Source organism: Herbidospora galbida (genome assembly GCF_005233835.1).
Lineage (GTDB): Bacteria > Actinomycetota > Actinomycetes > Streptosporangiales > Streptosporangiaceae > Herbidospora > Herbidospora galbida.
In genome coordinates, this window is the sequence record NZ_SZQA01000028.1 from 85,035 (window position 1) to 109,123 (window position 24,089).

14 protein-coding genes are annotated in these 24,089 nt (G+C 70.3%); 5 read left to right on the top strand and 9 right to left on the bottom strand.

Translation table 11 applies throughout. The features are described 5' to 3' along the window. Positions 1 to 22: 22 nt before the first annotated feature. The 3 genes from FDA94_RS26055 to FDA94_RS26065 are packed head-to-tail and all read left to right on the top strand — an operon-like array spanning position 23 to position 7,678. Positions 23 to 3,508 (top strand): pPIWI_RE_Z domain-containing protein, encoded by a 3,486-nt coding sequence (locus tag FDA94_RS26055; RefSeq protein WP_212735512.1) that lies wholly within the window; start codon positions 23 to 25, stop codon positions 3,506 to 3,508. Between the two features lie 15 nt (positions 3,509 to 3,523). Beyond that, positions 3,524 to 6,343: a pPIWI_RE module domain-containing protein gene (locus FDA94_RS26060; RefSeq protein WP_137249711.1), complete on the top strand. Its 2,820-nt coding sequence runs from the start codon at positions 3,524 to 3,526 to the stop codon at positions 6,341 to 6,343. Positions 6,344 to 6,388: 45 nt separating this feature from the next. After that, positions 6,389 to 7,678 (top strand): hypothetical protein, encoded by a 1,290-nt coding sequence (locus tag FDA94_RS26065; protein ID WP_137249712.1) that lies wholly within the window; start codon positions 6,389 to 6,391, stop codon positions 7,676 to 7,678. Positions 7,679 to 8,313: 635 nt separating this feature from the next. Here the strand turns inward: FDA94_RS26065 and FDA94_RS26070 are convergent. Beyond that, positions 8,314 to 8,682, bottom strand: a complete 369-nt coding sequence (locus FDA94_RS26070) for a DNA-binding protein (RefSeq protein WP_246060167.1) — start codon at positions 8,680 to 8,682, stop codon at positions 8,314 to 8,316. A 293-nt stretch (positions 8,683 to 8,975) separates the two neighbouring features. On the opposite strand from FDA94_RS26070, the gene FDA94_RS26075 reads away from it, so the two are divergent. Further along, positions 8,976 to 9,551, top strand: a complete 576-nt coding sequence (locus FDA94_RS26075) for a PQQ-dependent sugar dehydrogenase (RefSeq protein WP_246060165.1) — start codon at positions 8,976 to 8,978, stop codon at positions 9,549 to 9,551. A gap of 92 nt (positions 9,552 to 9,643) precedes the next feature. Here the strand turns inward: FDA94_RS26075 and FDA94_RS40030 are convergent, their stop codons facing one another. From FDA94_RS40030 to FDA94_RS26095, 4 genes are read right to left on the bottom strand one after another with little or no spacing between them, the layout of a single operon-like run. Further along, positions 9,644 to 10,225, bottom strand: a complete 582-nt coding sequence (locus FDA94_RS40030; RefSeq protein ID WP_212735514.1) for a maleylpyruvate isomerase N-terminal domain-containing protein — start codon at positions 10,223 to 10,225, stop codon at positions 9,644 to 9,646. Next, a complete protein-coding gene (locus FDA94_RS26085) occupies positions 10,222 to 11,772 on the bottom strand; it encodes a CocE/NonD family hydrolase (protein WP_137249713.1) in 1,551 nt (516 codons plus the stop codon). Before FDA94_RS26085 ends, FDA94_RS40030 begins: the two co-directional genes overlap by 4 nt. Then, entirely contained in the window at positions 11,769 to 12,677 is a 909-nt protein-coding gene (locus tag FDA94_RS41380; protein ID WP_212735515.1) for an O-acetyl-ADP-ribose deacetylase, read from the bottom strand. Before FDA94_RS41380 ends, FDA94_RS26085 begins: the two co-directional genes overlap by 4 nt. A gap of 14 nt (positions 12,678 to 12,691) precedes the next feature. Then, entirely contained in the window at positions 12,692 to 14,146 is a 1,455-nt protein-coding gene (locus FDA94_RS26095; RefSeq protein WP_137249714.1) for a carboxylesterase/lipase family protein, read from the bottom strand. A 171-nt stretch (positions 14,147 to 14,317) separates the two neighbouring features. On the opposite strand from FDA94_RS26095, the gene FDA94_RS26100 reads away from it, so the two are divergent. After that, entirely contained in the window at positions 14,318 to 14,779 is a 462-nt protein-coding gene (locus FDA94_RS26100) for a hypothetical protein (RefSeq protein ID WP_137249715.1), read from the top strand. A gap of 22 nt (positions 14,780 to 14,801) precedes the next feature. Here the strand turns inward: FDA94_RS26100 and FDA94_RS26105 are convergent, their stop codons facing one another. The 4 genes from FDA94_RS26105 to FDA94_RS26120 are packed head-to-tail and all read right to left on the bottom strand — an operon-like array spanning position 14,802 to position 24,068. After that, complete coding sequence (locus FDA94_RS26105; protein WP_137249716.1) at positions 14,802 to 17,627, bottom strand: TIM-barrel domain-containing protein; 2,826 nt, start codon at positions 17,625 to 17,627, stop codon at positions 14,802 to 14,804. Then, the gene (locus FDA94_RS26110) at positions 17,624 to 20,887 is read right to left on the bottom strand and encodes a TIM-barrel domain-containing protein (protein WP_137249717.1); all 3,264 of its coding nucleotides are present in this window, start codon (positions 20,885 to 20,887) and stop codon (positions 17,624 to 17,626) included. The genes FDA94_RS26105 and FDA94_RS26110 overlap by 4 nt, the downstream gene beginning before the upstream one ends. Beyond that, positions 20,884 to 23,028, bottom strand: coding sequence for a glycoside hydrolase family 31 protein (locus FDA94_RS26115; protein ID WP_137249718.1), 2,145 nt, complete (start codon positions 23,026 to 23,028; stop codon positions 20,884 to 20,886). Before FDA94_RS26115 ends, FDA94_RS26110 begins: the two co-directional genes overlap by 4 nt. Then, positions 23,025 to 24,068 carry a glycoside hydrolase family 15 protein gene (locus FDA94_RS26120; RefSeq protein WP_170991130.1) on the bottom strand — a complete coding sequence of 348 codons (1,044 nt, stop codon included), beginning with the start codon at positions 24,066 to 24,068 and terminating at the stop codon, positions 23,025 to 23,027. Before FDA94_RS26120 ends, FDA94_RS26115 begins: the two co-directional genes overlap by 4 nt. Positions 24,069 to 24,089 lie beyond the last annotated feature (21 nt).

A 24,089-nucleotide genomic window follows, 5' to 3' on the forward strand; every position in this document is an offset into this window, starting at 1 on the left:
CCGGGAGTCATGGCACAAACCCGTGAGCGAAAGGCTGCGGCCGCATTGGAACGACTCCGCGGTGGTGGCGACGGGGTTGAAGCCGCCGCAGGTCTGCCAAATCGAACTCGCGTTGTTCCTCAACGGTCTCGCCGCTCCGGATGAACCGGCCGAGGGAGCGTACACACTGCTGAGCGGCTATCCCTACGCACACGCGGCAGGTCTGGTGACCGGCCAGGCGGAGACGGCCATCGCTGCGGGTCGCCACCTTCTGTGGACTCTCCGGCGACGTCGCACGTGGCACGATCTGCTCGATGTCTACCAGGCTCTACCGGAGCGGTTGCGCGCGTATGACGTCTCGGAGCCGGGAAAGCCGCCACGCGCCCTGAGGCCGACGATCGCGGACACCCGGCGGGAGACGTACCTCGAGGCTCTGTCGCACCTGCCAGCACACGCCACCCATGACCTCAGGCCCGCCCCTCCGGGCCGCAACAGCTTCACCGAACGCCGTAGGTCCACGTCCGTGACCATTCCGGCCGACCTGGTCGTGCCGCCGCGTCCCGGCCACGACCTGGCAGCCGGACGGCCTGGTGATGGCTCGCCCCTGACTCCCACGCGCACGGACCTGGCTGATGTCGCGGCCTGGATGGACGACGCCGAGCGCGCGGACGGCGTGTCGCCTCCGGGTAACTGGATGAGGCGCTTCGCCGACCTGCGCTTCGCGCTCCGCACGAAGGACGGGGCCGACTTCGCCGAGTCGGGGGAACTACCGATCAACGGCCTCCTGCACCTGGTCGGCATGGTCGGCGCGGGCAAGAGCACGCTCATGGTCCTCCTCGCGGTCTGGGCGGCAAGACGGGGACTGCGCAGCACGCTCGTGGTCGGGGACGTCGCCGAGCAGCTTCGCCTCGTCGAGACGATCCGGCGCTTCACCTCGGCCACGCCCCTTCTGGGTTCCACCACCAGACCGCTCCACGTGCAGAGACTCCACCGCCGCCTTTCCTCGCAAGGCCTCGACAACCTGCTCGATCACGACGAGGCGGCGTTCGACGACCTGAGCACCGCTTGTGTCGTGGATGCGCTGCGCGGCGTCGAGCCGACCGATCCACTGCGCTTCGCCGACGCTCCGTGCGCGACCCTCTACCCCGAACATGCGCCCGAAGCCGAGACGGACGACGCGCTTCCTGACTATCGGCCCGGTGGCCCGGTGGCGCAGGCCAGGCCCCGGTTCATGAGGACGCCGCACAGCTGTCCGATCTGGAGATCGTGTCCGCGCCACCGTGCGGCGATGGAACAGGTGGACTCCCTTGTTTGGGTCGCGAATCCGGCGAGCCTCGTCCAATCTCTGGTGGCTCGCCAGCTGAATGCCGAGCGGTTGCGTCAGCTGGAGCTGGCCTGCCTGATGAGCGACCTGGTGATCGTCGATGAGGCGGACGCGGTCCAGATGAAGCTCGACGGGATCTTCTCTCCGTCGGCGACTCTGGTGCAGCCGGGGCCGGACTCCTGGCTCGACGGACTGCAGACGCACAAGATCGGCGAACTCTCGATGCAGGGCCGGCTTCAGCTGACCGACGTCGAGATTGGCCGCTGGAGCTCCGCGCTGACGACGGTGGGTACCGCCACCGACAGGCTCTACCAACTGCTCATCTCGTCCGAAGCGCTGCGCGCCTGGGTCGACGTCGACTACTTCAGCCCATGGACCCTGCAGGAGAAGTTTCTCAAGGAATGGTTCGGCGAGCCCCTCACGGTTTCCGCCGACCTTCCCGACGAGGCGGCACTCTACGAGACCGACGCCGGGGAGGGCCCAGAACCGTCGCTCGCCGCCGATCTGCGGGGCCGGCTGACCCGGGTTTTCGACGACTACCGCGATGACCCTCTGGGCGACCGGGCGCCGCGTAGTGAGCTCGTGGGAGAGCTGACGTCTGTGACGAAGGACCTGCTGAGCTCGATGGCGACGCAGCACGTGCAGAGCCGTGTCGAGACGCTTCTGCGGACTCTGGTCGCCGAGACGCAAGCCCCGGCCGACGACCTCACGTGGATCACCGCCTCTCGCCTCAGGCTGGAGTTCCTCCTGCTTCTGACCGCACTCGACCACCGTCTCGTACAGCTGACCCACTTGTGGCCCGCCGTGGAGGCCGCGATGAAGCTCGACTCGACCGGTAACGAGATGTCCAAACGTCCACCGCAGGACTACGCCCCGGTCGTCCCTGAATCGCCGATGGGAAACGTGCTCGGATACCAGTTCCTGCCCGACGAGAGCGCCAAGAACGAAGACGGTCAGTTCAGCGGCACTCTGCGGTTCTTCAGGTGTGCGGGTGTCGGCCGGGAGCTGTTGCTCCTTCTGCATCGGTTCGGGGCCGACCCCGGCGCCGGACGCCCAGGTGCGCATGTCGTGCTGATGTCGGGCACGAGCTGGGCCGGCGCGTCTTCTCGTGCTCATGTGCTGGAGCCGGTCGGCGCGGTGCTCATGCCGTCCGAGACGTCGCTGCAGGCGGTGAATCGGTCCCGGTTCGCGACGCTCTTCCTCGCGGGCGATGACGGCCGGCCGATGCGGCTGTCAGGGGTGGATCCGAAGGTCCGGCCGCTGGCCGCAGCGGCCATGGCACGGAAGCTGGGGGCTCCGGGACGCGGTGGGACGCCGAGTCTGCTGGAGCGCGAACTGGCCAGGGCCGACGACGATTCACGCAGAAGGGCGCTGCTGCTGGTCGGCAGTTACAAGGAGGCGAATGTCGTCGCAAGGGTGCTGGACGAGTTCGGCCGGTGGAGCGGGCGGGTCCGCGTGCTGGTGGCTGACGACGCCGACCTGGACGTCGCCCTCGGCCCTGGCTCGATCCGCCGAGGAGACCTGGCCAGTTTCGCGGACGACCCGAACGCCGAGATCCTCGTGGCCCCCCTCATGGCGGTCGAACGCGGCCACAACATCCTCAACGCCGAAGGAAGGGCGGCTTTCGGGATCGCGTTCTTCCTCGCCCGGCCGCACCCCCGCCCCGACGACCTGTCGCTGGCCGTCTTCGCCATCAACGACTGGGCGGCACGGTTCGTCCGAGACCAAGAGCGAGATGACGAACGGAAGGGACCCGCGACCTTCAGCGAGCTGGTCACCAAGGCCGCAAGTCTCGACCAGGCGGCGCTGAACTTCCGGCACGAAGCCCGCGAGGAGTGGCGGCGTCTGCTCACCCGCCGCTACGCGTACTCTCGGTTGCCCAAATGGGAGCAGAAGGTCTTCGCGTGGGACCAGCTTGTCACGTTGTGGCAGGTCATCGGTCGTCTGGTGCGCGGTGGCGTCCCTGCCCGGGTCGTGTTCGTCGATGCCAGTTTCGACATGCGTCAGGCCAGGGCGGTGACTTCTGAAGGACAACTCCCACCGCCCGGGCGGGGTGGCCTGCTGGGCGATCTGCACGCGATCCTCAGCCCTTATTTCTCACCCGATCCGTCGAGCCGCTTCGCCGATCCGGCCGACCCCGCCCTCGCCCGATTGCTCTACCGGCCGCTTTACGGCGCCTTGTGCGCACTCGATCACCATTCATAACCTCGTGGAGCTTCCATGGCCTACCGCACCATCCGGACCGGCGCCTGGCAGGCGGTGAACCCGGACGCCTCGATCCGCGCCGGATACCGAGCCCTGCCGTTTCCCGAACACTGGCGAGCCGCCGTCCTGAATCTGTGTGACGCCGGGCGGCCGAAGGACTCGGAGCCGTACCGGACGGTCCCCACCCGGCGGCTGGAAGGCGTCTTCCAGACCCTCCTGCCCGACCTGCTCGTTCTGCCGCGCTCCGGAGACGATCCGGCACGGCCCTGGCTGCTCGTCCCGGACGGACTGCCGCTTCCGCCCGACGGTCCGTTCCGTACCCTCCTCAACGGATGGTTGAAAGACCTCCGCCCGGAACCCGCTCTGCGCGCCGCCCTGGTGGACGCCCGGCGTGAACTCGCGGCGAACCCGCCTACCTGGGAACCCGTGGAGCTGGAACTGCTCCGCTGCGGGAGGACGAACGGCGGCACGGCGGAGCCTCTCGACCACCAGTACCAACTTGCCGCCGATTGGGTGGCCGGCCGGATACTGGGCCTCGAACCCTTCGAACACCAGGGGATCACGCTACGGTTCCGCTCAGTGCCACGCGGCGCGTCGCGATTCGAGCGCGGTGCCGAGCTCGTCTCGCAACCGCTCGAGTTTCCCGGCAAGGAGCGTTCCTGGTGGTACTCGGTGGTGCTCGCGATAACTGTGCAGACCGTTCCGTTTCACCCGCTCCCGCGCTTCCATCTTCACGTCAGTCTCCGCCGATGGGCCACTGTCGTACGCGGCTCCACCAAGCGGCTCCACATCCCCCACCGGAGCCGGACCACCGTGTTGCTCCGCCCTCGCATTCCGTGGCTTCCGGGCGCTCTACGAAGTGAGCGGTTCGCAGTCGCGCGGCTGGAGAACGATTGGAGCCGTGAGAGTGGCGGACGGGTTGCCTGGGTGGACGGCGGTCCAGCCCACATGCTGGAGGATCTTCCCCTGGCCGAACCGTTCCCCGACGCCGAGCTACTGGTGTCGGACCCGGAGGCATGGCTGACTGATATGCGCGCGGCGGTGGTGTTCGGCACCGCGATGGGAAGTCATGGCGTCAAGCCCGGCTTCATGCCCCACCAGCGCTCACAGCTCACCGAGTGGGCTGAGCAGGCACTTCCCCCAGAGCTTCGACCGGTTCCGGCGCTGAATCACACCGCGTTGGCGGCCACCACGCCGGCCAACCGGCGGGTCCAGCCCAAACCCGCGGAGAAGGAAGCCGAACACGAGCGCGGAGGACTCCGCCGGCGGGTGGGTCTGGCGCACGCCCTTGGTTCGACGACCCTTGAGACGCGCCTGCTGTGGCAGACCTCCGAGATGAGAAACACCCTGATTGCGGGCTTGGCGCGACTCCTCGATCTGCCGGCGGACGCCGACCTCCCGACAGACGAGATCTTCGAACAAGCCGAACCCGGCTCACCCGCGCTGGTCCAGTGGCACACTCGGGAACTGACGGTCCGGCTGCGGTGCCTGAAACTCACCGGCGGTCTCGCCGGTGATCTGGTCTTCGCCCAGCAAGGACGCCGGACCAACGCCCTGGTCGCGGAGGCGATCAAAAGACGGCGAACGCAGACCGCCGAGTTCCTTCTGGCGGATGGCGCCGGGCCGAGCCCCTCGCTGGCGCTCGTGGAGATCGACCGGCGAGCCGATTTCAGTTCGGGAGACCATGATCCGAAGTTCGCTCTCCGTCTCGGCGCCGCCGACGCCGGCGTTCTCACCCAGTTCGTCCTCGTGCCCAAGAAAATAGGGCGAGAGCACGACTCGGTGGCGAACGCGGCGCACCGAGCGGAGATGTCCTGGGATGACGGCTTGCGCCAGCTCGGGGTCCGGGTTCATCCGAAGCACACCCTCGCCCAGGGGGTGCCGGCCGACCTCGGCTACGCGGCGATCTGGATGGTGCGTAAGAATCGCAGCAGGAGCAACCGCTGGGCGCAGGAACAGCCGGTGGCCGTACTCGTCACACCCGAAGGCGATGGACTCGCCCGTGTCCAGGGCTGGGATGCCGCCGCCGAAGACGGTGCGGGAGCTTGGGTGTCCTACCCGGAGATGCTGCTCCGGCTGGCCCGGACGGTCGAGCCGGAACGTGCCCTCGTCTCTGACGAGGAAGAGCACCAGAAGCCCATCAGCCGGCGCGATGCCCGCCGGGAGCGGACCGAGGAGTGGCTCCAGACGCTGCTTCTCACCCTGCGGGGGCGTCCCACTCTCCTGCTCGCCCAGGCGCAGAACGCCCGGCAGTCCTGGACGTGGCTCCAAGACGGAGTCGTCGAACAGGACCGGATCAAAACGGGCAAGGCGCCCGCTCGCCCGCTCGCACCGGATCTCCGTCTGATGCGGCTGCGCATCACCGAAGGCCGGGAAACCCCGCAATGGTGGGGGGTTCATCCAAAAGACGGCTACAACGGCATCCCGTCGCACCTGTGGGTCGATCCCGAGTGTCCACGAGTCTTCTGGAGCACCACACCCAAGGCCGGAACCTTCAAGAGCACTGCGGTCCAGGCCGACAAACTCGGCCACCGGCGGATCACACAGGGCCAGAACCTGGGGAAGGAAGTGTCGGACGTCGACAAGCAGGGCTGGAACCCCGGGCTGATCGAGCTCGCCGTGCTCGGCTGCCATCAGAGCGAAGGCGACGCACCAGAAGCGCTGGCCGCCGCCGTGCACCAGATGCGGCAACCGCCGGACTACCGTGACGCCCTCCGCTTGCCTCTGCCGCTTCATCTCGCCGCGCTGGCCCAGGAATACGTCCTGCCTGTCGCTGCCGAGGAGACCGGAACGGACGGGGAAGATGACATGTCGCAGGGGGGTGAACTGGGATAACGCCGGTCTTTGCGACGCCTTCGTCAATCGGTCGAAACCCCCCACTTGGACCTGCGACCATCGCGCATGCAGATCACCGCCCACGAGCTGTTCGACGACGAGGTGCCTGACAGCCGCCTCTGGGAGCTCACCGCCGACATGTGGATCGCCCTTGACGACTCGATCCGTTCTGGCTACTTCCGCCGGCTGCCGCCGGACCTCCCGCTGGTGCGGCGCCCCGTTCACGTCCTGCTGATGGCGTGCAGCAGCCGGGGCGAGTTCCGGGAGCGGGCGATCGTGCAGCTCGCCCGCCACCCGGTGCTCTGGCCGCTGCTGGTGATCCGCGCCCTCGACTGGGCCGGCCCGGTGCGCGCCTACGCCCGCCACATCCTCGTCAACGTCGCCACCAGGCCCGAGGCGGCCGGGCGCGTGATCCCGACCGCCGTGCGGCTGCGGGACCGGATCGGCGGCCGGGACCTCCTCGACCTGCTCCGCCCGCTGGTCCCCTTCGACGCGCACGCCGACTTCGACGACCGGACGATGCGTCTCGTCGTCGAGGAACTGATCCGGCGCGACGACGTCGAGGCCCTGCGCCGCCTCCACGGCCGGATGACCGCGCCCGCCGCCATGCTGCGCGCGGCCGGCCACCTGCTCGACCGGAGTGAGCCGGAGCCGTTCCTGCGCTCTCGTTTCAGTCAGATCAGGGCTCGCGCGCTGGTCCTGGCTCCGCACCGGGGCGCCGAGTTCCTGGAGGACCCCTCGAAGATCGTCCGGCTGACGGCCCAAGGGGTCGTGCGGCGGGCGGGCGGCGACCCCGCGTCCCACTACCGCGCCAACCTGGCGGGTCCCGCCTCGATCGAAGGGCTCGGCGAGAGCGCCGGTCCCGCCGACGCGGAGCGGATCACCCCGTTCCTGCGGCATCCGCGGGCGAAGGTCCGGGCGGCGGCGGCCCGGGCCCTGCGGGGGTGGGAGCGGCACGACGACGTGGCCCCGCTGATCCACGACCCGTCGGCGCGGGTCGTGCGGCAGGCGGTCAAGAGCCTGCGGGCGGCCGGGGCTCCGCCGGATTTCGGGCTGCTCGACCGGGCCCACCCGCCGCACGTGCGGCGGGCCGGCCATCGTCTGCTCGTCGCCGCCGATCCGTGGACGCGGCTCAAGGCCGATCTGCTGCTGCTCGGCGATCCCGAATTGGGGACCAACGCGTTCATGGACCTTCAGGCGTGGTGCGGCCCGGTGCTGGCCGCGCTGCACCGGCCGTGTCCCGAAGAATGGCGGGCTGAGCTGGGCGTTCTGGTCGAGAAGGCGCCGGAGAAGATCCGGGGCCGGCTGAGGTGGGCGCTCGATCCCCGGCGGTGAAATTCGACTGCCGCTCGGGGTCTGCACTCTGCGGAATAACTCTGGTTACTCGGGTCTCTCGCGCTGCTACAGATGTCATCTGCACGAGCGTCTGGCACGAGCAGGAGATCCTGGCGGCCCGCGTGATCAGGAAGAGCACGCCGGGAGACGACCTGGTCCGGTCGGAGCGGGCCAGGCTCGCCCCGTTCGGCCACCCGCTGAAGGAGTGGATGCGGCGGCGGGCCCCCTGGAGGTCGCGGCTGGCCCAGGTCGAGTACGTGTCCCGCTTCCTCGCCGTCCACACGGCCGTCGCCACCTTCGTCGCGGCGGTCTGCCGTGCGGTCTACTGGGCCAGCGGCACGTTCACGTTCGGCTGGTTCGCCCGGCAGGCCGTGCTGTCCCGGAGGAGGCACGAGAGGCTCGACGCCTACGCGGGCGAAGGTCCGGGCGGCGGCGGCCCGCGCCGGGGTGCACTACCACCTGGGCGGGCTGAAGGTCCGGGGCGCGACCGGGCGGATCGAGTTCCCGGTCGGGCCCGACCGCCATCAGGCGGCCCGGCGGCCGGTGCGGGTCGTGGACGTCCGCCCGGGAGGTCCGATCACTCTGCTGATGGTGTGTCATCCGACCGAAGCCACCGCCGACTGTCGGCGGGAGGGTCAGACGGCGACCCGGCCGGCCAGGCGTTCGTAGCGCTGTTTGGCCGCCTGCGGCGAGCCGAGCCCCAGCGCGTTGGCGATCTCCTGCCAGGTCAGCCCGCGCCCCCGCGCGATCAGCAGCAGGCTCGCCTCCAGTTGGTCCATCTCCCCTCTGACCAGCGGCATCAACGTCAGGGCCGCGGTCAGGTCGGACGCGTCGACCTCCGGCTCGCCGGGGTCGGGGGCGGCGGTGCCGGCGGCCAGCATGGTCACGAGGCGGACCGCCTCGTGCGGTCCGAGGACCGTCGGGTGGACCTGGCGGGCGCGCTGGGTCTCGGTCGTGGCGTGGCGGTCGGCGATGTGGGTCAGTGATGCGTACACGTCCTCCATCATGGTTCTTTCAACGAAACGTTGTCAACAAAATGTTGAAACATCGGATCGTTATCCGGTGGAGGGGTGCATGATCGTCCACGCCTGTGTTACAAAATCTTGAATCGTCACCGCGGACAACTGTCCGGGCGGCCGGCACGGGTGGCACCCCGTCGCGTCGCCCGGTCGTGCGCGGCCGAGAGCACCGGGTTCCGCAACTGCGGGGCCTCATCGGAAGCGATCCCTGACGCGGCAACATGCGCGGCGGCGCGCGCCTTGCCTGACGAGACCCCCACTCGTTCAGGAAGGACCCCATGTCACCAGGTCTCCGGCGATGGGCCACGCTCTTGTCGGCGGTCGTCTCCGCCCCGGCCCGGGCCGTCGACATCCCCGTGGCCGACCACCAGCAGGTTCCGCTGGCCGTCGGCAGCGCGAAGCTCGGGGAGGCCATGTCCCTGGCCGTCCTCCCGAACCGGAACGTCGTCCACACGGCACGGGACGGCTGGGTGCGGGTCACCACACCGGCCGGCATCACCAAGAACGCGGGCAAGCTCAACGTCTACACCCGCGACGAGGAAGACCTCCAGGGCGTGGCGGCCGACCCTGACTTCGCCGTCAACCGGTGGATCCACCTCTTCTACTCGCCCCGGCTCGAAGCGTACCGGCCGCAACCCGCAGTTCGACGCGCGGCGTTCCTCCGGCAACACCGACGACCTGCGCGGCACGGTGCTGCGCATCACGCCGCAGGCCGACGGGACGTACACGAGCCCCAGCGGGAACATGTTCGCCCCGGCACGCCGGGCACCCGGCCCGAGATCTACGCCATGGGCTTCCGCAACCCCTTCCGGATGAGCGTCGACAAGACCAACACCGCCCCCGAGCCGACCTGACCCCCTGACCGCCCGGCCTCCCCTTCACCCCCCGCGGGGAGGCCGGGCCCGGGGATCCGTTCACGTGTACGACCCGCCGCGCCGGGCACGGATCACTTATGGGCGAAAACCGTGGCATAAACGGCGAGAGCGAGATCGTGGCCGAACGATCGGGGGCCGAGACCGAGACCCCCGACCACCCCATCCTCCGCGACCCGGAACCGCTGGAGGAGCCCGGCGAGGAAGCCGAAGCCCCCGAAGCGGAGGACTCCGACATGCCCGAGCCCGAACCCGAGGTCGGCCCCGCGTCCTGACCGCCGGGTCAGGCCACCACGGCCAGCAGCGTGGTCGCCGCCTCGACCAGCTCCGGATCGCCGCTCACCACGGCCCGGCGGCGGAACGGCGGGGGAGAAGGCCCGCGCCGCCCGCACGAACTCCTCGTTCACCCGCGCGAGGAAGACGGGCAGGGTCTCGCCGTCGCGGAAGCCGTCGCCGTGGTGGCCGTCACGGCTGCCGGACAGCCGCCGGGCGTAGTCGTGGACGAGGTGCGCGACGACGTCGTGGACGTCCCAGCCGGGGCAGACGGTAGGCCGGGTCCAGTCGTCCGGGGACAGCCCGTCGAGCAGGTCGAGCAGCGCCCGCCTCTCCACGGGGAACAGGCGGCGGACGTCGATCGCATCCCCGAAGATCGTCATACCTCCACCGCCCGGACGGGCAGGACGACGGCCGACGGACGGCCCGGGTCGTGGAAGACCTCCTGGTCGGCCGTGCGCAGCGTGGTCGCGGTGGCCCGGGGTTCGCCGGTGCCGGGGTTGCGGTTGTAGCGGGGGAAGGCCCCGCTGGAGACCTGGACGCGGATGCGGTGGCCCCGCCGGAACACGTAGGCGGTCGGCCACAGGCGCACCTCGACGGCCGTCACCCGGTCGGCGCCGTCGACGCCGGTCAGGCCGTCGCACACGTTCACGGAACGGCCCCCGGCGTCGACGTCGCACAGCCGGACGAACACGTCGGCGTGCGGCAGGCTGGAACGGAAGAAGATCTCGGCCCGCACGTCGCCGACGACCTCGACGTCCTCGTCGAGCGGGGGCGTCGTGTAGGTGAGCACGTCGGGCCGGGCCTCGAGGGCGGTGTTGTCGACGGGGCCCGCCGTGACGCCGAAGGCCATCCGGACGCCGCCCACGGCCGGGGTGGGGTCGGCGGGGTCGTAGCGGTAGCCGTCGGGGTCCGATTCCTCCGGCGGGTCGGTTCCCAGCGTTCCGCCCGGGTGGAGGTGGAACGGCCGGTCCTCATAACCCGGCGGGGGCCACGACGGGAAGTCGCGCCATTTCTCCTCGCCCATGACGTACAGGCGGACCGGGGCCCTCTCCGCCGGGGTCTCGCCCCTGGCCAGGGGCAGGGCGAACTCCAGGGCCTCGGTGGTCTGGGCCTCCATGACGCCGGGGGAGACGTGCGACCAGGGGCCGACCGTGAGGCGCGCGTCGGGCAGCGCCCGGAAGTCGCGGAGCTGGCCGGGGAGGAAGATGTCGAACCAGCCGCCGACCGTGCTCACCGGCACCCGGGTGCCGGCCACCCGGTGCCGGTGGTCGGCGTTCCGCCAGAAGGGGCTCGCGGTGTCGTGCACCAGGATGTCCTGGAGGTAGTCGCTGCGGTGGCCCAGCGCGGCGGTGTCGGCGCGGTTCAGGGGCAGGGTGCGCAGGGACCGCTGGAGTCGCCGGCCGCCGAGCAGCATCCGCAGCAGGAAGAACGGCCGTTCCTGTACGCCCACCATGACGCCCCACGAGAACGGCGTCTCCAGCGAGAAGCCGTCGGCGCGCAGGAACTCCAGGGTGAGCGCCGACTCCGAGACCCCCGGGACGAGGGCCTTGACCTGCGGCGGCAGGGCATCGGCCACGGCCCACTGGGTGAATCCGAGGTAGCTCATGCCGTACAGGACCATCGACTCGCCGAACCACGGCTGCCCGGTGACCCACTCGACCGTGTCGAGGCCGTCGTCGCGCTCCCGCCGCAGGGGGTCGAACGGGCCGCCCGAGCCGAACGTGCCGCGGGTGCTCTGCACCACCGCCTGGAAGCCGCCCTCCACCAGCGGCCCGACGATCTGGCGGACGGCCCGGCGACGGCCGTAGGGGGTGCGCACGAGCACGACCGGCAGCCCGTCGCCGTTCGGAGGCGCCCAGCGGTCGGCCAGCAGGACGGTCCCGTCGCGCATCGGCACGCGCAGGTCGCGCTCGATTCTGGGCTTCATCGGCCGCCCCCGTGTTCTTCGGTGAACCAGCGTCGCAGCCGGTCGAAGATCGCGTCCAGGGCTCCGTTGCCGAGGCCGCTCTCCAGCGTGCCGTCGCAGAACCGCTCGCCCCGGACGTAGGCGGTGGCCAGCCGGGCGGCGTCGGCGACCGGCGCGACGGCCAGCCCCCGGCCGTCGGGGTGGAGCGGGCTGGCCTGGCTCCACGCGCCCCAGTCGAACGGCACGACCACGTCGAGTTCCGACAGCAGCCGCACGACCCGCCAGAACTCCTCGGTGTAGACCGGGTAGGGCAGCTGGTTCCCCGGGGCCTCCCAGGTGACCGTGCGGTCGGCGGGCGTGAGCGCGTCGACGGCGGCGAAGAACCGGCGCCACTGGTCGGCCGGATGCGCGGCCAGCCCCGCCGCGATGTTCTCGTCGCCCGTGACGACGCTCGTGAAGGCGGCGCGGGCCTCCTTGGTGAACGTCACGAACCGGACACTGTCCACATCGGTCCTCGTGGCCCGCAGCGCGCGGACCGCGATCGCGGCCGCGTCGTCGAGCGGCCAGCCGCAGGCCCCGGTGGAGATCGCCGGGAACGCCACGCTCCGCGCCCCCAGGCCGTCGGCGACCCGCAGGCTCTCCCGGTAGCAGGAGGCCAGCAGGCCGGAGCGGTCGTCGTCGGCCGACCACACCGGCCCCACGGTGTGGACCACCCACCGGGCGTTCAGGTCCCCGGCGGTGGTGGCGACCGCCCGCCCGACCGGCAGCCCCTTCTTGTACGTGGACGTGAGCAGCGCCCGGCACTCCGCCAGGATGGCGGGGTCGCCGCGCCGATGGACGGCCCCCATCAGCGACGAGTTCGCCGCGTTCACGATCACGTCGGCGTACTGGGTGGTGATATCGCCTTGGACGACGAGCATCCGCATCCCCGCAGTCTGCCTCAGAGCAGCGGCAGTGCCGAGAAGTCGTGGTCGCGCCACAGCAGCCGTGAGGTCTCCTCCGGGTAGGGGGCGACCGTGGACGGCGTGCCGAAGACCCGCGTGAGGCGCTCGCCGGTCGTGTACGCGGGCCAGCCCGGGTCGCCGTGGGCGGCGAAACCCGTCCACGACCCCCTCATCTGCGCCGACAGCTCCGCCGCCTCCGGCGACGGCCCGCCGACCAGCGCGGCGGTCTGGCCGCTGGTCAGGTTGCCGAAGACGAGCGGCACGTCGAGGCCGTGACACGCGCCGAAGCTCGGTGCGGCCCAGGTCAGCTCGAACAGATGGGCCCGCCCACCGCCCGCGACCTGCGCCTCGGCCAGGCGGAGGCTCGGCATCCGGAACAGCCAGTCGGCGTTGACCAGCTCGTACACCTCCTCGTCGGACGCGTCCGGGAACGCCTCCCGGTAGCGGGCGTGCGGAGCGAGCACGCGCAGGGCCGTCTCGGCCTGCTCGCGGGTGACCTGGCCGAGCGTGCCGTCGATCAGGCTGAACAGCCGGTGCTCGTCGCGGGTGTGCCCGACGAGCAGCGCGACGTCGCGCCCCGCGCCGTCGGCGAGCGCCTCCCACGGGGTCACGGGCAGCACGTCGCCGTCGACGACCGGCGCGAACGGGATCGGCCGATGCGTGATGACCCCCCACCGCTCCCGCCACTGGGCCATCTTGGCGAACACCGCGTCGCCCACCTCGGGCGTCAGGTCCGGAGGTATCTCCGACATCCCGTCGACCGTGGGCTCGACCCCCGCCTCGGCGGCGAACGCGGCGGCGAGGTCGGCGGCGAGCCCGGCGGAGAAGAACGTCCCCGGCACGCTCTGCGCGATCGCCCGGTGGAAGAGCCCGGCGGACCTCGGCATCGCGAGCAGCGCCGCGACCGAACCGCCGCCCGCCGACTGCCCGAAGACCGTGACCCGGCCCGGATCGCCGCCGAAGCCCCCGATGTTGTCCCGCACCCACTCCAGGGCGGCGACCTGGTCGAGCAGCCCCCGGTTGGCCGGAGCCCCCTCGATGTGGGCGAACCCCTCGATGCCGTGGCGATAGTTGATCGTGACGACGACCGTGCCGGTCGAGGCGAGGTGACCCGCGTCGTAGTCGGGCAGGCCGGAGTGGCCCATGGCGTAACCGCCGCCGGGGATCCACACCATGACCGGGAGCGCCGCGTCCGTTCTGGGAGTCCAGACGTTGAGCGTCAGCCAGTCGTCGCCGGTGTCTCCGGCGGCCCCGAGCACCCCCGACTGCGGGGGCGGCGGACCGTGTTCGAGCGCGGGCCGCACGCCGTCCCAGGCCCGCACGGGCCGCGGCGCCCGGAACCGCAACGGGCCGACGGGCGCTTCGGCGAACGGGACGCCGCGGAAGACCGCCAGGCCCGCCTCCCGGACACCCCGCAGGTCACCGACTGTGGTGGAAACGGTTGCCGTCATCGAGACTCCTCTCCAGTGCTGGGCCGAGACTCCCAGCGGGCGAAGAACCCGGGCAAACCGTTTAGGGCCACTTTGCACGGGATCGACGACTGCGCGAAGGTGGACACCCTGCCTGCCGGCGTTGGGGGAGACCGCGCCTATCCGAAGAACCCGAAGTGAGAATGGGGCGTCATGAGCGGCTCTCTTTCGGATGAAGAGCTCGACCGGCTACTCGGCCTGCTGGGGCGGCTGTCCGAACACGACGTCGACCAGTTCCTGCTGTGGAAGACGCGGACCACCTACGGCACGGTCTACATCACCATCACGCGCGGCCTCCTGCCGGGAATGTCCGACGAGTCCTACGACGAACTACCTCCGGCTGGGTGGACGATGCCCGATGAGGACATCAAGCGGGTTCTCGCCGAGATGGCGCGCGGGGGAGCGGAACCCGTGCAGGTGATCCGGCGGCTGAGGGATGAACTCGGAGAGGCGTTCTCCGAGTTCACCCTCACGCGCTACTTCATCGAGGTGTTCGACGTCCCGTTCGTGAACCTCCGGCGGGCCAGCGCGTGGCGAGAGCTGCCCTACGGCGCCCACCTCTCGGATGACGAGGTGAACGACCTGCTCTCTCCGCTCGTGGTGCGGGGCACGTAGGCCCACCGGCGGGTCATGCCGGTCAGAACGAACCCGACGTCGTCCCTCCCGATCCGCTCGACGGCGCCGTGAAGACCGTGTTCCCGCCCGGTTCCCACGCGTCGGCCGTGTTCGGGAAACCGGCCTCCTGTCGTTTCACGCACTTCCACTCGACGGAGGCCCCGGGCGGCAGCTTGGCGATGGTCCCCGTCCACGTCGGGTAGGACGTCGGCGACAGCTTCACCGCGCTCGCCACCGACCACGCCCCGAGCTGGGGCACGTTCCCCACCGCGTAGACCGACTGGCCGGCGGTCGTCGTCCCGTTCGCGCAGCTGAACGTCATCGACGACGGCGTCTGCCCGATGGTGAACGCGAAGGTCTTCGCCGTCCCGACCGCCGTCGAGGCCGACTTCGCGACGATCACGCCGCCGCCCGCGTTGTACCACCCGCTGGAGGCGGCGTCGAAGGCCGTCTTCGACGCGTGCTGCGTCAACGGCGACCCGTTCAACGTCACCGCGCTGGCCTGCGTGTCGGCCACCAGTTCCACCACGTTCGAGCGCGAGGAGGGCGCTCCCGTGTAGGTCCCGGAGGACGCCGCGACCGTCACCGTCGCCACCGACCCGGACAGGGACTGGCTCAACGCGGTGGTCCGCACCGAGCCGGTCTTGTAGGCGGTCGAGGTTCCGTCGTCCTCGTAGAGGGTGAAGGAGCTCGCGGCCGGCGAGGCGTAGACGCGGGCGATCAGCTCGTTGCGGGTGGTGGCGTCGGTGCGTTTTCCGAGGACGTTCATGGTCTTGTCGTCCACGAACATCTTGGGAATGATCGCCCCGGCCCGCGCGAACGTCGGCAGCCGGAACTCGCCGTTCACCCACAGGGGGCGGTCGTTGAACCACTGGCCGGTCGACACGAGCTTCTCGTTGGTCGCGTAGTCGTACCAGGTCCCCGCCGGCAGGTACATGTTCCGGGACCGCTCGTCCTCCCCGGCCACGACGCCGACCAGCAGGTCCTTGCCGATCATCTTCTGGTGGCCCATCTCCCGGACGGCCGCGTCGTTCTGGTAGTGGTACACCGGCGGCGGCACGACCGGCTCGCCCGTCAGATATGCCCGGTGGGCCAGCGAGTAGTAGTACGGCGTCAGCTCATACCGCCGCCGCAGGTTCCCCAGGTTGCTGGCCTCGTCGCCGATCGAGTCGGGCGAGGTCGCCGCGCAGTTGCACAGGTTCTCGGTGTGCGGGCGCAGCGGCACGTCGAACCACGCGCCGTTCGCGAACCACTGCGTGTAGAGCTCGTCGAGGTCGCTGTCGAGCATCTCCCGCCGGAACCCGCCGATGTCGGAGCCGTAGTAGTCGATCCCGGACATCGACATGTGCATCTGGGCGTTCTGCTGCTGGGCCAGCGCGGTCAGCTTCGAGCCGATGTCGGCCGACCACATCGCCACGCCGTGCCGCTGCATGCCGCCCGCGCCCGACCGCGCCAGCATGAACGGCCTCTTCGTGCCGGTCGCGTAGTTGCGCGCGATGCTCTCGGCCCACTTCAGGTTGTAGACGTTGTGGTAGTCGGCGTGCGCGTGCTTGCCCGGCAGGACGCCCGACACCCAGTCGGCGGGGTCGTACATCTCCGGTTCGCCCAGGTCCAGCCAGTGGCCCAGGATGCCCTGATCACTCAGGGCCTGCCGCTTCAGGCCGTGCCAGTAGTCGCCGGCCGCGTTCTGCGTCCAGTCGATCATCCCGCCCCGGCCCCACCAGTCGTTGGTGGTCAGGTAGGTCGGCGCGCACGACGAACAGCCCGCCCGCACCAGATACCCGCGCGTGGCCATGTCGGCGTGCTCCGGGCGGTTCTTGCCGATGTACGACTCCTCGATCGTCATCAGCCCGACGCCCTGGTTGGCCGCATAGTCGGCGATCTTGGTGGTCGGCGCGGGGAAGTCGCCGGTGTCCCACGTCAGCGACCCCATCAGGGTGTTGTCCGACCCGGCCGTCACCCCGCCGAACCACGGCAGGTCGAGCACGAACCCGTCCACCGGGAACTTCGCGGTCCGCAGCCCGGACAGCCGGTTGTCGATCTCGGTCCAGTTGTCGTAACCGAACTCCGACACCCACATGCCGAACGCCTTCTTCGGCGGCACCGGCGGGCGGCCGGTCAGCTCCAGATAGTCCTTGCGCAGGTCGGGCAGGTCGGGGCCGGTCATCGTGTACCACCGGAGCTGGTCGCCCCACGTGTCGACGGTCCACGGGTCGCCGTTGAGGTTCCACTCCTGCTTGTAGATTTGGTCGAGGAACAGGCCGTAGTTCAGGTTGGACGCCCCCACCGCGAACAGCACCGGGATCTGGGTGTTCCCGACGGGTCCGTTGTCGGGGTCCCAGACCATGGCGTTGCCGTAGTTCCCGCCGGGCGAGCGGGTCCGGCCGACCCAGTCGCCGTCGGCGCTGCCGCCCATGAAGAACTGCTGGCCGAGCCCATACGCGTGCTGGATCGAGCTCTTCGTCACCGAGAGCCCCTTCCACGCCTGCGAGAGGTTGCGCGGGCAGGCCTCATAGAGCAGCCGCGTGGGGTCGGAGACCTTCACGCACAGCGTCCCGGCGGTGACCTCCACCTTCATGGACGCCGTCGTGATGACGTTCCCGACCTGGTTGAAGGTGGACGGCCCGGTGTAGTCGGTCTTGGCCACCTGCGGCGTGGTGAACAGCGGAGACCCGGTGCCGGGGCTGGTGCCCTGGGCCAGCTCGAAGTGCACCAGGTCGTCGTCGAGGAACTCGGCGATCAGGTACGTCGACCCGCTGGTGAACTGCACCCGCTGGACGGCCGCCTGGGCGGGCAGGGCGACCAGGAAGCTGCCGATCAGGACGGCGAGGAACACGAGACGTCTCATGGCCGCGCCACCACCAGGTTGTCGAGGTTGATCCCATTGGAGGCGTACTCGATCTTCACCGACCGGGCCCCGGCGGTGAGGCTGGTCGTGAGCGTCGCCGTGCCCCACGTGTCCCAGTTCGCCAGCGCGGGCAGGTTGAGCGTCCCTACTGAGACCCCGTCGACGTAGACGGTCCGCGTCGAGGCGACCGTCGTCGAGTAGCGGAACTTCAGCTGGTGGCTGCCGGTCGCGTCGGCCCTGACCTGGAAGGTCACCGAGTCGCCGGAGGAGGCGAAGCCGTCGACGAAGCCGGTGCCGGTGTATCCGGCGTGGTTGGTGTTGGTCGAGACGCCGACGCCGGCGCCGAACTCGGCCTCGTAGGCGGCCTTGTCGACCCCGTTCAGGGTGACCGACCGCGCCGACCCGCTGGAGGCCAGCTTCACGTACGTGAGCTGCTGCACCGGGTCCCACCACCAGCCCTCGGAGGCCGACTGCAGCGCGGCGAGCGAGGCCCGCGCGGTCGCGCCGGTCACCGACGACGGCTGGGTCGAGGCCACCTGCAGCGTGCTGGTTGTGGTCAGCGCCGGAACCGAGACGCCGACCGTGTGGGACGCCCAGTTCTCGGTCGACGTGACGGTCCGGTTCAGCCCGGCCGAGTCCTCGAAGTAGGAGTACGACGAGGTGCCCGACGGATAGATGCGGAACACGAGGTTGGCGTACGAGGAGACGCTGTTGGAGATGTTGCCGCCCAGCTGGTAGGCCGAGTTGAGGTTCAGCGGGATGATCGCCCCGGCGCGGGCGTACACGGGGATCGTGTCGAGCCCGGCGTTGTAGGTCTTGGTGCCGGGCCCGGTGAACCGGCCGCCGTTCCACAGGTCGTACCACTCACCCGACGGCAGGTAGACGTTCTTCGACGTCGCCCCGGCCGTGGTGATCGGCGCGACGAGCAGCTGCGGCCCGAACATGTACTGCTGGTCGAGCGCGGCGGCCGTGGAGTCGGAGGGGAAGGCGAAGCTCATCGCCCGCATCATCGGCACGCCGGTCACCGACGACGACTTGGCCTCGGTGTACAGGTAGGGGATCAGGTTCATCCGCACGTTCGCGAACTTCCGGAAGTACGGGATCACGTTCGTGTTCCCGGTCCGCGCCTGCACGTTCCACGGCGTGCGCGCCTCCGAGACCCCCGGATTGGCCTTCTCCGAGTGGTACTGCATGATCGGCGAGAACGCGGCCTGCGCCGCCGACCGCAGGTAGAGCTCGGCGCTCGGGAAGTCGCCGGTGAACCCGGCCATGTCCCACGCGGTGTAGGGGACGCCCGACTGCCCGGCCGACAGCTGCGCCCGCACGGCCTCCTGGAACGCCGGGAACGAGGAGTTCTGGTCGCCGGCCCAGAAGATCGAGGTCGACTGCGCCCCGGCCGTCCCGGCCCGGCTGAAGATCGTGCCGTCGGGCTTCTTGCCCTTGACGTAGGTGTTGTACGCCGACAGATAGGAGTTCGGGTAGGCGTTGTGCATCTCGTCGCCCTTGCGGCCGTCGGCGAACGACACGTTCCGGCCGAAGATCGCCTCGGAGCCGTCGGTCTTGAAGCCGTCGATCCCGACGTCGTCCATCAGGTAGTCGCGCTTGCTCATCCACCAGTTCCGCGCGGCGGCCGAGGTGAAGTCGGGCACCATGCTGTCGCCGAACCACTGGCCCGTCGGCACCCGGTAGACCCCGCCTGGCTGCGAGGCGACGTATCCCTGCGCCTGCGCGTAGGCCTTGTCATTCACGTGCTGCGGGGGCGCGGACGACGGGTTGGTGTCGAAGTTCTCCTTGAACACCGGGATCTGCCAGAGGATCACCTTGATGCCCCTGGCGTGGGCGTCGTCGACCATCGCCTTCGGGTCGCTCCAGGCCGTCCCGGGCGGGAAGGTCAGATCGCTCAGGGCGAGTTTCCCGCTGCCGGGTTTGGCCGTGTACGTCGCGCCGTGCCAGACGTAGAAGGTCGCCTCGTCGCTCCACTGCTCCAGCACGATCGCCGAGTGCGGGATGTCGTGCGTCGTCGGGTTGGCGAGTTCCGCCGTGACCTCCGACTGGGTGTTCCACTCGTTGGCCGACATCCAGAGCCCGAACGCCCACTTGGGTGGCAGTTGCGGCCGGCCGGTCACCGCGGTGTAGTCGTCGACGATCTCCGCGGGGGTGCCGGCGAAGAAGTGGTAGTCGAGTGTGGAGTTCAGCGCGCCGTTCGTGTCGACGGTGAATCCGGCCAGGTCGCTCAGGTGGGTGTTCAGGTTGAAGACGGAGTAGCGGGTCGAGGGGAGGTAGACGCCGTACCCGGCGGAGTTCAGGAAGAACGGCGTCGACAGGTAGGTGCGCCGCCACGACCCCTGGTCGCGGTACTGGTTGTAGACGAAGTTGTGCACGTCGGTGCCGCGCTGGTCGAGGCGGTCGTAGCGTTCGCCGAAGCCCTCGAAGCGCTCGCCGGCCGGCGAGAGGAAGTGGTCTTCGATCTTGGTGATCGTCGACACGCCGTCGCTGGCCCAGCCGATGTTCCGGAACACCGACGGGTCGTACTGCCGCGTGATCAGGGTCGTCCCGTCGCCCTTGTAGACGGCGAGCCGGTAGGGCGTCTTCTGGATCTTCAGCACCAGCGACGACGTCGAGATCTGCAGTGTCGAGGCCGAGTTGGTGACCGTGTAGCCCGACACGCCGCTGATGTTCAGGCCGCTGCCCGAGGGCGCGATCTGGGTGCGGAAGCGGTCGAGCGCCGGGAAGGCGAACCGGATCTTCGGCGTGAACGACCCCGCCGAGTCGCCGGTCGTCACGTCGACGCTGGTCCCGTTGTTCACGTACGACACCACGTTGGTGACCGTCGACCACGACGTCACCTTGAACGTGAACGGCCCCACGCTGCGCTGTCCGGCGCCGTTGACGTCGGCGTTGACGGTGTAGGAGATGGAGTCGCCCCGGACGAACGACCCCATGGCGATCCGCCAGTAGGTGTTGTTGCCCTGGTTGTAGTCCCAGGCGGCGCCGATCGGGGTCTGCGCGACGCCGTTCTTCGTCCAGGTGATCCAGACGGTCTGACCCGGCTCGATCGGCCAGGTCGTGGCCTTGAGGGTGACGGCCTCCCCGGCCATCGGGTCACGGGGAGAGCGCTCGGTCGGCTCGGTGGAGTAGAGGTCGTCGATACCGGTCGGGTTGTGGTGCACGCCGCTGAGGGCGGCCGCGGGAAGGGCATGCAACATCGTGGCGAGCAGGGCCAGCACCACGACGGTGACGCCCGAGCGTAACCGGGTCATGCGAACATTCCTTTCAAACGCGGCCAGTGCTCCGAGGCGCAGAGCACCGGAGGACGCTCGATGGGCGCGGGGAGGACGACCTCCCGCCCACCGCGCTGGACCTCGCCCGTCCACACGTCGACCCACTCGCCCGAGGGCAGGTAGGCGGCGATCTCGGTGGCGCCGGGCGTGGTGACGGGGACGACGAGCAGCGCGTCGCCCAGCTTGAACTGCAGGGGGTACGACCACAACTCGCGTTCCATGTGGTCGAAGAACAGACCCCGCATGAGCGGCTTGCCGCCGCGTACCGCCACGGCCGCCTGCTCGGTCAGGTAGGGCACCAGCCGCTCCCTGAGCTTGGCGAACTCGCGGAAGACCGGGATGACCGTCTCGTCGCCGGTCTGTTCGGCGATGTTCCAGGGCGTGCGGTCGCGGATGGGGGTGCGGTGGTGGTTGAACTCGGAGTGGTACTGCATGATCGGCATGAACGCCGAGGTCCCGGCCGCGCGCAGGTAGAGCTCGGCGGTCGGCAGGTCGCCGGAGAACCCGGCCAGGTCCCAGCCCCAATAGACGATCCCGCAGGCCGAGGCGGTGATCCCGGCGCGGATCGACGCCGCGAAGGCGGTCCAGGTCGAGTCCTCGTCGCCGGCCCAGAACGCGCCGTGCGGCTGCGAGCCGGTGAACCCGGCCCGGCTGAACGTCACCGGGGCCTTGCCGTGCGCCCGCAGCAGGTCGCCGAAGGCCCGCGCGTAGTGGACGGGGAACAGCCCGTTCCCGTCGTCGCCCCGGCGGCCGTCGGCGTAGCGCAGGTCGTGGCCCCAGGCGTGCTCGCCGCCGTCGGTCTTGAACCCGTCCACGCCCAGCTCGGAGACCAGGTAGGCCCGCTTGGCGGTCCACCAGTCGCGGACCTCCGGCGACGACAGGTCGGGCATCAGCGCCAGCGGGAACCACCAGCCCCGGTTCCGGTAGGGCCTGCCGTCGGCCTCCCGGACGCCGTACCCCTTCTCGACCAGCTGCTTCGCGTCGACCGCCGCCTGGTGGCGGGGGTGCGGGCGCATCTTCTGCAGCGGGATCTGCCAGAGCAGGACCTTGACGTCGCGGTCGTGCAGCTCGTCGATCATGCCCTTCGGGTCGGGCCACGGCCCGTCGGCGGGGAAGGTGTAGTCCTTCAGCGAGTGCGGCTCCTCCGACGGCTCGTAGACCGCGCCGCGGAAGGCGGTGAAGGTGGTCTCGTCCGACCACGCCTCGATGACGAGAGCGCCCACCGGGATGTCGTGCTCGCGGTGCCGGTCCATCTCGTGCAGCACCCGGGCCTGGGTGTTCCACTCGTTGCCGCTGGCCCACAGCCGGAACACCCACGAGGGCAACTCCGTCGGGTGGCCGACCTCGTCGAGGAAGGCCGCCAGCACGGCGGCGGGCGGGCCGTCGTAGAAGACGATCTCCAGGTCGTCGCCCGCGACCTCCGCCTCGATCGTCAGCAGGTCGCCCTCGCTGGAGTACCAGGTGCGCCGCGACGTCCGCACGTGGAAACCCCACGGCTCGGCGCCGACGACGAAGGCGAAGGGCATCGGGAGGTACGTCCGGTTCGCCGCCCCCTGCCCCTTGTACTGCTCGAACACGACCGCGTCGAGGTCGTTGCCCCGCTGGTCGACCGCGTTGAACCGCTCCCCGAAGCCGACCAGGTGGTCGTCGGGCGCCAGCCGCACCGCGAACCGGACCCGGCGCGGCCCGTCGGCGTCGACCAGCCACTCGGCCGAGCCGGGCACCACCCGGTCGGTCCCGCTCACGCCGATCTTCCCGGGCAGCCAGCGCGCCGCCGACACCTCGAACCACCTGCTGGTACGCCCCGGCTCCCGGAACCGGTAGCGGTAGCGGTCCCCGGACACCAGAGGAGGAGTCGTCACCGTCCACGACCCACTGGCGGCACGGGCCGCCTTGGCCTGGGCGGCGGCCAGGTGCCCGCCGTCGGTGACCACCGGCCCCTCGCCGGTGTAGAGGGGCGTCATGGGCAGGTCGGCGCCGTTCCACTCGCAGACCACCTCGGCGGCCGACGACCGGACCCGCAGTTCGACCGGCTGCCCGTCGAGCGGCAGCGCGGGAACCCGCTGGTCCTCCGTTTCGGCGTAGGGGTGGCCGGAGCCGTAAGGGCGATGACGGATCAAAGTTCGGCTCCCAGCATCAGGTACATTCCGTGCGACCACAGCAGGGGAGTGGCGACCGTGCCCCAGCGCCGGAGCCACTCGTCGTAGCGGTCGGGGAAGAGCAGCACGTCGGAGACCTGCTCGGGCAGGTCGCCGTTCGGACGGGCCTGGGCGGCCATCCAGTCGAGGTAGCGGCGGGCCTCCTCGGGCCGCCCGGCGGCGGCGTGGTTCAGGCCGAGGAACCCGGCCAGCAGCACCCACCGGCCGCCGCCGTAGAAGGTGTCGGCCCGGTAGCGGTACACCCCGCCCTCGTGGGCGAGCTGCCGCTCCACCTCGGCGACGGTCGCGACGGCCACCGGGTGGTCGGGGGCGTACACGCCGAAGGGGGCGACGCACGCCAGCAGACTGGCGTCGACCTCGTCGGACCCCAGCCATTTGCGCAGGTGGCCCGCCTCGGAGACGCCCTCGGTGGCGATCAGCGCCTCGACGCCGCCGATCGCCTCCTTCACCTCGGAGTCGGACACCCCGAGCGCGACCGCGGCCCGCAGCCCGGCGTGGATCGCGCCGAGCGTGGCCACGTGGCGCTGGTCGACGTGCTCCTCCCACCAGTCGTAGCAGGGGCTGTCCCAGAAGGCCGCCAGGTAGCGGGAGGCCACCCGGACGGCCTCCATCGGGACGTCCACGGAGTGGCGCCGGACGTGCTCACCGAGCTGCCACAGCCAGGTGCCGTAGCCGTCGAGCTGGTGGTCCCACCACTCGTCGGTGCCGTCGGCGCCGTCGAGGGTGAACCGGGTCGGCAGCATCTCCCCAGGTGAGAGCGTCTCGTCGTGGCGCCGGTCGATCAGGTCGTCGACCTGCGCGGCGCGCGCGGTGATCACCCGCGCGCACCACTGATGGAAGGCGGTGACCGAGGCCTCCTCGCCCGCGCGGGACATGCCCTCGGCGATGAACGCGCCGTCGCGGAGCCACGCGTAACCCGCATAGGCCGAGAAGGTCGGGCACGCCGGGTAGGCCCCCGAGGGCGACTGATTCTCGCGGATCACCCGGATGCTGCGAGACATCAAGTCGATCATGCTGGTCGT